This window comes from Nitrospirae bacterium YQR-1 (assembly GCA_039908095.1).
Lineage (GTDB): Bacteria > Nitrospirota > Thermodesulfovibrionia > Thermodesulfovibrionales > Magnetobacteriaceae > Magnetomonas.
Genome location: JAMOBJ010000055.1, coordinates 1 through 9,722, shown reverse-complemented (window position 1 = coordinate 9,722; position 9,722 = coordinate 1). Strand labels below are relative to the sequence as shown.

Genomic DNA, 9,722 nt, shown 5'->3' with positions numbered 1-9,722 from the left:
CTACTACTAAATTTTTGGAGAAAATTTAGAAAAGAAAAAAAAGAAGGCTTGACATTTCAACATAGCAGGCAATTAGATATTTATAGAGGCTGTTGATGTTCTTTCCGCACTTGCGTGCTTATGTCTCACGCATTGGAGCAGTCATTTTGACTGCTCCAACGGAGTATCACATTATTACTTTATAACTGGAAGTTTAGCCAGTGCTTCTTTGATTTTTTCAACCGGATATGGGTAGTCTATGATTTTGCCGTCCATATAGTCGGCGTATGCAGTCATATCAAGATAACCGTGCCCGCTTAGATTAAATACAATGGTCTTTTCCTTTCCCTCTTCCTTAGCCCTCAGTGCCTCATCTATGGCGGCACAGATGGCGTGGGAACTCTCAGGTGCAGGAATTATTCCCTCGGTTTGGGCAAACGTCTGTGCGGCCGCAAAGACCTTAGTCTGGCCGTATGCCACAGCTTCAATGAGTCTGTCATAAACGAGCTGGGAGACTAAAGAGGAGTCGGCATGGTATCTGAGGCCACCTGCGTGTATCCCCGGAGGCATAAAGTCATGTCCCAGCGTGTACATCATAAGAAACGGGGTAAGACCGGCTGAGTCTCCGAAATCATACCGGAACTCGCCTTTGGTAAGGGTTGGGCAGGATTCCGGCTCTACAGCAATAACTCTGACATTCTTACCGTTAATCTTATCATGGATAAACGGAAAACCTAAACCTCCAAGATTGCTCCCACCTCCGCAACACCCTATAACCACATCAGGATACTCACTTATTAATTCAAACTGTTTTTTCAATTCAAGCCCGATTACCGTTTGATGGAGCACTACGTGGTTAAGAACCGACCCCAGCGCATAATTAGTGTCCTTATGAGTGGCGGCATCCTCAACAGCCTCAGAGATGGCAATACCAAGGCTGCCGGAATTATCAGGATCAGCCGACAGAATTTTTCTGCCGGATTCAGTCTCCGCACTTGGACTGGCAAAGACCTTTCCCCCCCACGTTTCCATCATAATGCGTCTGTAGGGTTTTTGATTGTAACTTACCCTTACCATATAAACCGTTAAATCAAGGCCGAAGAATTTACAGGCCATAGACATTGCAGAGCCCCACTGGCCGGCGCCGGTCTCTGTGGCAATGCGCTTAATACCGGCAAGTTTGTTGTAATAGGCCTGGGGGACCGATGTATTTGTCTTATGGCTTCCGGCAGGGCTTACTCCCTCGTATTTATAATAAATCTTGGCAGGGCTGCCCAGGTGTTTTTCAAGCCGGTGTGCTCTGTAAAGTGGAGATGGCCTCCAGAGTGAATATATCTCAAGCACTTCCTCCGGTATGTCTATCCACCTGCTTTGGCTTACTTCCTGCTCTATCAACGACATCGGAAAAATAACCGATAAGTCGTCGGGGCCAACCGGTTTTCTGGTTGCCGGATGAAGAGGCGGTTTAGGAAGATTCGGCATATCTGCCATTATGTTGTACCACTTACGTGGCATGTCTTTTTCGTCTAATAAGATTTTTGTCCTTTTCATAGCATCCTCTCTGTATAAAATTTACAGTACTGTTAAAAAGCTGTTTAAGAATTTTAACTTATTTAACCTAATACAGGCAAACATGATATAATTGGTGATATTGTGAAGTTTATGAGGATTTCAGATAATGGAGCCAAGTAGAATAGACTGTTTTAAGTGCAGGAATTTTTATATTACGTGGGATAGAAAGTTTCCATACGGCTGCCGCGGACTTCATTTTAAAAGTAAAGCCATTCCCTCAAGAGAGGTTAAGGCTGCCTCTGGAACCGACTGTCTCATGTTTGAAAGAAAGCCCGATGTGCGTAAATGAGTTATCGGGAGGAGATTGTCGGGAGGATGGAGTTTCTAAGGAAGTGAAGAACAAATGGAACTTGATATTATAAAAAACAACAAAAGGCTGGAGAGCCTTGACACTCAGTACATATGGCATCCGTTTACCCAGATGACGGAATGGATAAACGACACACCTGTGGTGATAGCAGAGGGCCGTGATTGTTTCATTAAAGATACATACGGCAGGTGGTACATTGACGGAGTGTCCTCACTGTGGGTAAATATTCATGGACATGGGAAAAAAGAAATCAATGATGCTTTAATAAGGCAACTTTCCCTTATTTCTCATTCTACGTTACTGGGACTTGCCGGTGTACCATCGGCTAAGTTAGCTGAAAAACTCGTAAACCTGATAAGCAGCAGCCTTAAAACCGGCAGATTGAACAAGGTGTTTTATTCCGACAACGGTTCAACCGCAGTAGAGGTAGCCATGAAAATGGCTTTCCAGTACATGCAGCACACTAAAAGAGCTGGTGGCGGCCTCTTTGTAACCCTTGAAAACGCCTACCACGGAGACACCCTTGGGGCAGTCAGCGCCGGAGGGATTGATCTATTTCATAAGACCTATGCTCCTCTTCTTTTTGAAACAGTGAGGTCGCCCTCACCGTACTGCTTAAACTGTCAACACGGGGTAGTTACAGATGCCCCCGATGCTCCCTCTAAATACGGATGTAATGTGGAAGGGGAGTTTCCCTGTCTAAAGGAGTTAAGAAGTATTTTAGAGCGTTTAAAGGGTAAAGTCGCTGCAGTGCTGATTGAACCCCTTATTCAGGCGGCAGGCGGGATGATAACCGCCCCTGCGGGATATTTAAAAGGAGTAAGGGATTTATGCACCTCTTATGACACACTTCTGATAGCCGATGAGGTGGCAACCGGCTTTGGCAGAACGGGCACAATGTTTGCGTGTGAGGCCGAGGGTGTGGCACCGGATATTATATGTCTCTCAAAGGGAATCACCGGCGGCTATTTGCCCCTTGCAGCAACAATTGCCACTGAGGATGTTTACAACGCTTTTTTAGGTGAATTCCGTGATAAGAAAACCTTTTTTCACGGCCATTCTTATACGGGTAACCAACTGGGTTGTGCGGCGGCGTTAGCTTCTTTAGATATTTTTGAAAAAGACAATGTGATTGAAAATTTAAAACCTAAGATAAAAATACTCAGGGACCGGCTAAACCGGATATTCAGTCATCCACATGTTTGTGATGTGAGAGCGTATGGTATGATGGCCGCTGTTGAGCTTATAAAGGACAGGGGCACGATGACTGCATATGAGTTTGAGGAAAAGGCGGGGTGGAAGGTAGCCATGGAGGCGCGCAAACGGTCGGTCTTTATCAGGCCGCTTGGTAATGTTTTAGTGATTATGCCTCCGCTTTCGATTTCAGCGGAAAACCTTCAGGCTATGCTTATTCGTGTTGAAAAATCCATTGATGCTGCACTGCTTAAGCGTAGAAATGTAACTTCTTAAAAAAATGAATTAAAACAATGGTTTTTATAATAATTCCCGGGCGGTTGTGTTAATAAAACAATGGCAATATATATAAAACCTAAGAAGCAAATACCCCCAACAAAATAGCTGATATTTTAATAATTGACAAAGTCCGTTGTGATGTGTTGTAATAGATTACCTTTAAAGGATGGTCCTGTGAGGCTGATAAGGTATGAAAAAAATGTATTCCATATGGAGACAGCCTTTCCTTATCAGGGGAAAGGTTTTTTCGTCTGCCGCCCATTCTGAATTCTTAATCGTTAAGGCGGAGTTTTAAAGCAAGCAAATGAAGCGTGAACTTTTAAGTAAACAAGACATCACCAGAGTCCTGTTGCGTATAGCGCACGAGATAGCAGAGAGAAATAAGGGCTGTGAGGGACTCTGCCTGGTGGGAATTCAGAGCGGTGGTGTTGACCTTGCTAAAAGGCTTGCCGCTGCTATTAAAAACATAGAGGATACCGTAGTGCCTGTTGCCGCCCTTGATATATCCTTTTACCGCGATGACCTCAATATCAAAAAAACACATCCTGTAGTTAAAAAAACAGACATGCCGTTTGATATAACAGATAAGAAAATTGTTTTGGTTGATGACGTCATATACACAGGGCGTTCGATTCGTGCAGCACTGGATGCTCTCATGGACCTCGGACGGCCTGCCGCCGTGCAACTGGCCGTATTGATAGACAGAGGGCACAGGGAATTACCCATCAGAGCCGACTACGTTGGAAAAAACATCCCAACCTCTAAAACCGAGCAAATAAAAGTTCTTCTTCAGGAACGCGGCCATGATGAGGACTCCGTGGTAATTCAACGAGTTGAATAGAAAGTGAGAAAACACCTTATAGACATAAAAAGCACATCCGTGGAGGACATTAAGCTTGTGCTTGAAACAGCCTCTTCTTTTAAAGACGTTCTCAGCAGGGATATTAAGAAGGTGCCGGCATTAAGAGGTAAGACAGCCGTTAATCTCTTTTTTGAGCCGTCAACAAGAACAAAGACGTCTTTTGAGCTTGCCGAGAAAAGACTCAGCACCGATGTTATCAACTTTGCCGTTCCGACAAGTAGTGTAGTTAAGGGCGAGACTCTCTACGACACTATCAAAACCATCGAATCCTATGGTGTGGACTTTATAATCATCCGGCATCAGTCAAGCGGTGTACCTCACTTTATAACATCATTTTCTCAGGCATCGGTTATAAATGCCGGAGACGGGATTAACGAACATCCCACACAGGCGCTTTTGGATGCCTTTACGCTTATAGAAAAAAAAGGTACTGTTGAAGGCCTTAAGATAGCCGTAGTAGGAGATATTTTTCACAGCAGGGTGGCAAGGTCCAATATTTTTTGTTTGAGAAAACTCGGCGCCGAGGTACGCATCGTTGCTCCCAACACTTTAGTTCCAAAGGGGATTGAAAACGAGGGAGTGCAAATATACAACAACCTTGAGGATGGTATAAGTGATGTTGACGCCGTTATGATGTTAAGGATTCAAAACGAAAGACAAAGCGGCGGATTTCTAAGCTCCAAGGATGAGTACTTCCGTTTCTGGGGGCTTACCTCCAAACGGTTAAAAAATGCAAAACCGGACTGTATTGTCATGCACCCCGGCCCTATGAACAGAGGGGTCGAGATAGACTCGGAGGTTGCCGACAGCGCTCAGTCCGTTATACACGCACAGGTAATAAATGGCCTTGCCGTAAGAATGGCGGTTCTTTACTTACTTAGTACAGCTTAAATGCTCATACCCACACAAGAGAACTAAATAGAATCAAATTATACAAAGGCAGAGAACTATGACAGAAATATTGATAAAAAACGGACACATCACTGACCCATTGCAGGGGATAGATGCTGTGGGTTGCGTACTGATAACAGGTGGAAAAATCGGGAAAATTTCAGTTGGAGCGGATTCAATCAATGTTAGTAACCCCGCCATAAGCGTGGTAAACGCAACTGAGCTGTTTGTTTTCCCAGGTTTTGTTGATATGCACACCCATCTAAGAGAACCAGGTTTTGAGTATAAGGAGACAATACGAACGGGAACACTGGCTGCCGCTAAGGGAGGGTTCACATCAGTATGTTCTATGCCAAACACAAAGCCCGTAAATGACAACGAAACGGTTACAGAGTTTATTGTCAGAAAGGCAATGATGGAAGGCTATTGTGACGTCTTTCCTATCGGAGCTATAACCAAAGGTCAGGAGGGAAAGGAACTGGCCGAGATGGGTATGATGAAAACGGCGGGGTGTGTTGGTTTTTCAGATGACGGCAAACCTGTTGTTAATTCCCTGATAATGAGGCGGGCGCTTGAGTACTCAAAGGTTTTCAGCTCACCGGTAATATCCCATGCCGAGGATGCTTTTCTGTCCGAGGGTGGGGTGATGAACGAGGGGTACCTTTCGACAATACTGGGACTCAGAGGAATACCCGCCGAGGCTGAAATCATCATGATTAAGCGGGATATTGATTTAGCAGCCCTTACCGGTGGACGGCTGCATGTGGCGCATGTATCCACAGCTGGGGGTGTCAGGGCGATAAGAGAAGCTAAAAAAGACGGTATCAAAGTCACAGCGGAAACCTGCCCGCATTATTTTAGTATAACAGAGGATGCCGTAAACGGATATAACACTAACGGCAAGGTAAACCCTCCGCTTAGGACTCAAAAAGACGTTGAAGCCGTAAGAGAAGGGTTAAATGACGACACAATTGACGCTATAGCGACAGACCATGCACCGCATCACAGGGATGATAAGATGTGTGAGTTTGACAGGGCGGCTTTTGGTATCTCAGGATTTGAAACGGCTTTCTCTTTAAGCATACGCCTGGTGCATGATGGGGTGTTGACTCTCAGCCGGTTGATTCGTAAGATGACCTGTGAACCGGCAGCGATACTAAGCATAGATAAAGGAACACTTAGAGAAGGTGGGGACGGTGATATTGTGGTGGTTGATATGGAGGCGACATTTACTGTAGAGAGCGAACGGTTCTTATCTAAAGGTAAAAATACACCATTTTCAGGATGGCAACTCAAGGGGCAGCCGGTACTGACTATAAACCGAGGCAGAGTTACTTACGACAATTTTACAGGGAGACTATGATGCTAAAGGCAACGCTTGTGCTTTCGGATGGTTTGGTTTTTGAGGGAGAGAGTTTCGGACTTGCAGAAGAGGCTATCGGTGAGGTTGTTTTTAATACATCAATGACAGGGTATCAGGAAATTCTCACCGACCCGTCATACAAGGGGCAGTTGGTAGCCATGACATACACGCAGATAGGCAATTACGGGGTTAACCCTGAGGATATAGAGTCAGGTGGTGGGCCAAAGGTTGAGGGATTTATTGTGAAGGAGAATTTCGATTATTACAGCAGTTGGCGCTCAAAGGGCTCTCTTGACAGTTATTTAAAAGACCATCGAATAACAGGCATAAAGGGAATTGACACAAGGGCGCTTACCTCACACCTCAGGGACAACGGCTCTATGATGGGAATAATCGCCACGGCAGATAAGAGTACTGAGGAGTTATACAAAAAAATCAAGGGCAATTCCGGACTACAAGGAATAGATTTAGTAAAAGGGGTGAGTACCAAAGCCAGCTACCGGTGGAACGAAAAACTCTGGGAATGGGGGAAAGAAAAACAACGCAATAGACATTTGTACCAGATAGTGGAGCGCCCGAAACCGAGGGTGGTGGTTTATGATTTCGGCGTAAAATACAACATATTACGGTGTTTATACGATACCGGATTTGACATAACTGTGGTGCCGGCACAGACTTCAGCTGATGATGTACTTGCTATGTCACCGGATGGGATATTTTTAAGTAACGGTCCCGGTGACCCTGAGGCTGTAACATATGCCGCCGAAAATGTTAGAACACTCATCGGCCGAAAGCCGATTTTCGGCATATGTCTGGGGCATCAGATAATAGGACTGGCACTGGGTGGGAAAACATATAAACTTAAGTTTGGCCATCATGGGGGCAACCACCCGGTTAAGGACCTTGCGACGGAAAAAGTGGAGATAACATCCCAAAACCATAACTACTGTGTTGACATTGATTCTCTCAAAGGACAGGTGGAACTTACTCACATTAACCTCTACGACAACACGGCAGAGGGGATGCGGCATCGTGACTACCCGTTGTTTTCCGTGCAATACCACCCTGAGGCCGGCCCAGGGCCAAACGATTCCATGTACCTGTTCAGGAGTTTTATGGAGATGGTTGAGGAAAACCATAATTGAAAGTATGGGTGGTACTCTTACATGCAGAAACATAGAAGGTGGTGTGGAGTTTAAAGTAAAGGTTTAACCACAAGGCGTGACAGAGCAGCTTACCAGCAGTTAATTTACATGGAGACGGTATATTGGATTTATTAAAGATAGCCGGATTAACCCATTACTTTGGAGGGCTCAGGGCTATATCCGACTTTGAACTGGTTGTTAATACCGGTGAGATTTACGGGATAATAGGACCTAACGGCTCGGGCAAAACCACCCTGTTTAATTTAATAACCGGTGTCTATAGGCCGGCATCGGGAAGTATTTTATTTAAAGGAACTGAAATTGCAGGTTTACCCCCTGACAGAATAAACGCTCTTGGAATTGCCAGAACATTTCAAAACATAAGGCTTTTTAACGGTCTCAGTGTGTTAGATAACATTCGGGTGGCCATGTTTGATAAATTTCGATATACCGTAATTGATGCACTGTTTCATATGAAAAAATTTAAAAAAGAGGAAGCGCTGATAACAGAGAGTGCATGGGAGCTGCTCAGGGGTTTTAATCTGGACGGACGGGCGCTTGAACCGGCAGGAGCACTGCCTTATGGCTTAAAGAGGTATCTTGAGATAGTGCGGGCACTTGCCACAGGGCCCTCTTTAGTGCTTCTTGATGAGCCGGCGGCAGGTATGAACCAGGGTGAGATTAACTCTATGATTGAAACTATAAAAAACATCAGAGATGCTTTTAAAGTGGCAGTTGTGGTGATAGAGCATCAGATGAGTTTGATAATGGGAATTTGTGAGCATCTGAAAGTGCTTGATTTTGGGGTTACAATTGCAGAGGGATTGCCCCGGGATGTTAGAAGAGATGCCAAAGTGCTGGAGGCTTATCTGGGCGGAGATGTCAGTGATTAATAAACTAAACGGGAAAACTATTCTGAGTGTAAAGGATTTAAGAGTTTCCTACGGCAACATAAATGCGGTAAACGCAATATCATTTGAGGTCACAGAGGGGCAAATCGTTACACTTATTGGAGCCAACGGAGCAGGTAAAACAACGCTGCTGAGGGCTGTTTCAGGGCTTATCCCCTATACCGGAACCGTGTCATTTTCCGGAGTTGACCTTAAAGGCATACCACCGGAAAAAATCGTATCTCTGGGAATAACACATGTGCCGGAGGGCAGAGCAATATTTGGAAACCTGACAGTTATGGAAAACCTGGAGCTCTCTGCATGGTCTGTAAGGGATAAAAGCATTTTTGACAGCCGTTTGCAACGGATATTTGGGCTTTTCCCAAAACTGCAGGAAAGGAGTAAACAGCAGGGCGGAACTCTTTCCGGCGGTGAGCAGCAGATGCTTGCCATAGGGCGTGCTATTATGACAGGCGGAGCACTTATGCTCCTTGACGAGCCCTCTATGGGACTTTCCCCCCTGCTGGTTAAAGAGATTTTTAAAGTAATTCTGGATATAAACAACTCCGGTAAAACAATAGTACTCGTTGAGCAAAATGCCAACATGGCCCTGCACATAGCCCACTACGGTTACGTGCTTGAAACCGGTAAAATTGCCTTTCACGGCAATAAAGATGCTCTCATGGGTAATCCAAAAATCAAAGAAGCATATCTGGGTGTGTAATTCCAATTCATTTGTCTAACTTTTTGGCTTTGTCACAAGCTCCTGGGCGTCTCCCCTAAAGAGGAATCCCCTGTAAGGGGGAGGTGCCGCTTTCTCTCAGCCGCCTCGTTATACTTCTGACTGCAATTCAGTAACATTTTCATTCTTTAACACCTCATGTACGTTGGTGAATTACAAAAACCTGCTCTGTTTTTTATAATATATTTTAGATTTTTATATCAAGAAAACTACTTCTTTCAACCTGAAACGGCAGTTGTTGGTCACACAAAGCCGGTATTATGGGTTAAAATGTATGAGCTTGAGACGAAACCAGCAGTTTAGCAGCGTGTAAAAATAAGTGGCGGTGCAGGGATTTGAAACACCGTTTTTGTAACTCATTGATATTGTTAGATAATATGCTGGAGTGTAAGTATTAACACTTGAGGTTCTATCCGATTTGTGGACCATGTCGAGGCCCATTATATGAGGCTGAAATTCTTACAGTTAAGAGATGAGGAATAATTTCCTCTTTAG

General features: G+C 44.7%; 9 protein-coding genes. 8 read left to right on the top strand and 1 reads right to left on the bottom strand.

What is annotated here, in order from left to right:
* Window positions 1-174: 174 nt before the first annotated feature.
* Entirely contained in the window at window positions 175-1,530 is a 1,356-nt protein-coding gene (locus H7844_15655; protein ID MEO5358716.1) for a TrpB-like pyridoxal phosphate-dependent enzyme, read from the bottom strand.
* Window positions 1,531-1,657: 127 nt separating this feature from the next.
* Between H7844_15655 and H7844_15650 the strand changes: the two genes are divergently transcribed.
* The 8 genes from H7844_15650 (at window position 1,658) to H7844_15615 (ending at window position 9,209) form a co-directional block, all read left to right on the top strand.
* On the top strand, window positions 1,658-1,840 hold the full coding sequence (locus tag H7844_15650; GenBank protein ID MEO5358715.1) for a uracil-DNA glycosylase: 183 nt from the start codon (window positions 1,658-1,660) through the stop codon (window positions 1,838-1,840).
* Window positions 1,841-1,894: 54 nt separating this feature from the next.
* Window positions 1,895-3,331, top strand: a complete 1,437-nt coding sequence (gene bioA / locus H7844_15645) for an adenosylmethionine--8-amino-7-oxononanoate transaminase (GenBank protein MEO5358714.1) — start codon at window positions 1,895-1,897, stop codon at window positions 3,329-3,331.
* A 307-nt stretch (window positions 3,332-3,638) separates the two neighbouring features.
* Window positions 3,639-4,175, top strand: coding sequence for a bifunctional pyr operon transcriptional regulator/uracil phosphoribosyltransferase PyrR (pyrR, locus tag H7844_15640; protein MEO5358713.1), 537 nt, complete (start codon window positions 3,639-3,641; stop codon window positions 4,173-4,175).
* A 3-nt stretch (window positions 4,176-4,178) separates the two neighbouring features.
* A complete protein-coding gene (locus H7844_15635; GenBank protein ID MEO5358712.1) occupies window positions 4,179-5,087 on the top strand; it encodes an aspartate carbamoyltransferase catalytic subunit in 909 nt (302 codons plus the stop codon).
* Window positions 5,088-5,145: 58 nt separating this feature from the next.
* A complete protein-coding gene (locus H7844_15630) occupies window positions 5,146-6,450 on the top strand; it encodes a dihydroorotase (protein MEO5358711.1) in 1,305 nt (434 codons plus the stop codon).
* Window positions 6,450-7,595: a glutamine-hydrolyzing carbamoyl-phosphate synthase small subunit gene (carA, locus tag H7844_15625; GenBank protein ID MEO5358710.1), complete on the top strand. Its 1,146-nt coding sequence runs from the start codon at window positions 6,450-6,452 to the stop codon at window positions 7,593-7,595. The genes H7844_15630 and carA overlap by 1 nt, the downstream gene beginning before the upstream one ends.
* Window positions 7,596-7,717: 122 nt before the next feature.
* Window positions 7,718-8,488 carry an ABC transporter ATP-binding protein gene (locus H7844_15620; protein ID MEO5358709.1) on the top strand — a complete coding sequence of 257 codons (771 nt, stop codon included), beginning with the start codon at window positions 7,718-7,720 and terminating at the stop codon, window positions 8,486-8,488.
* Complete coding sequence (locus tag H7844_15615) at window positions 8,475-9,209, top strand: ABC transporter ATP-binding protein (protein MEO5358708.1); 735 nt, start codon at window positions 8,475-8,477, stop codon at window positions 9,207-9,209. The genes H7844_15620 and H7844_15615 overlap by 14 nt, the downstream gene beginning before the upstream one ends.
* Window positions 9,210-9,722 lie beyond the last annotated feature (513 nt).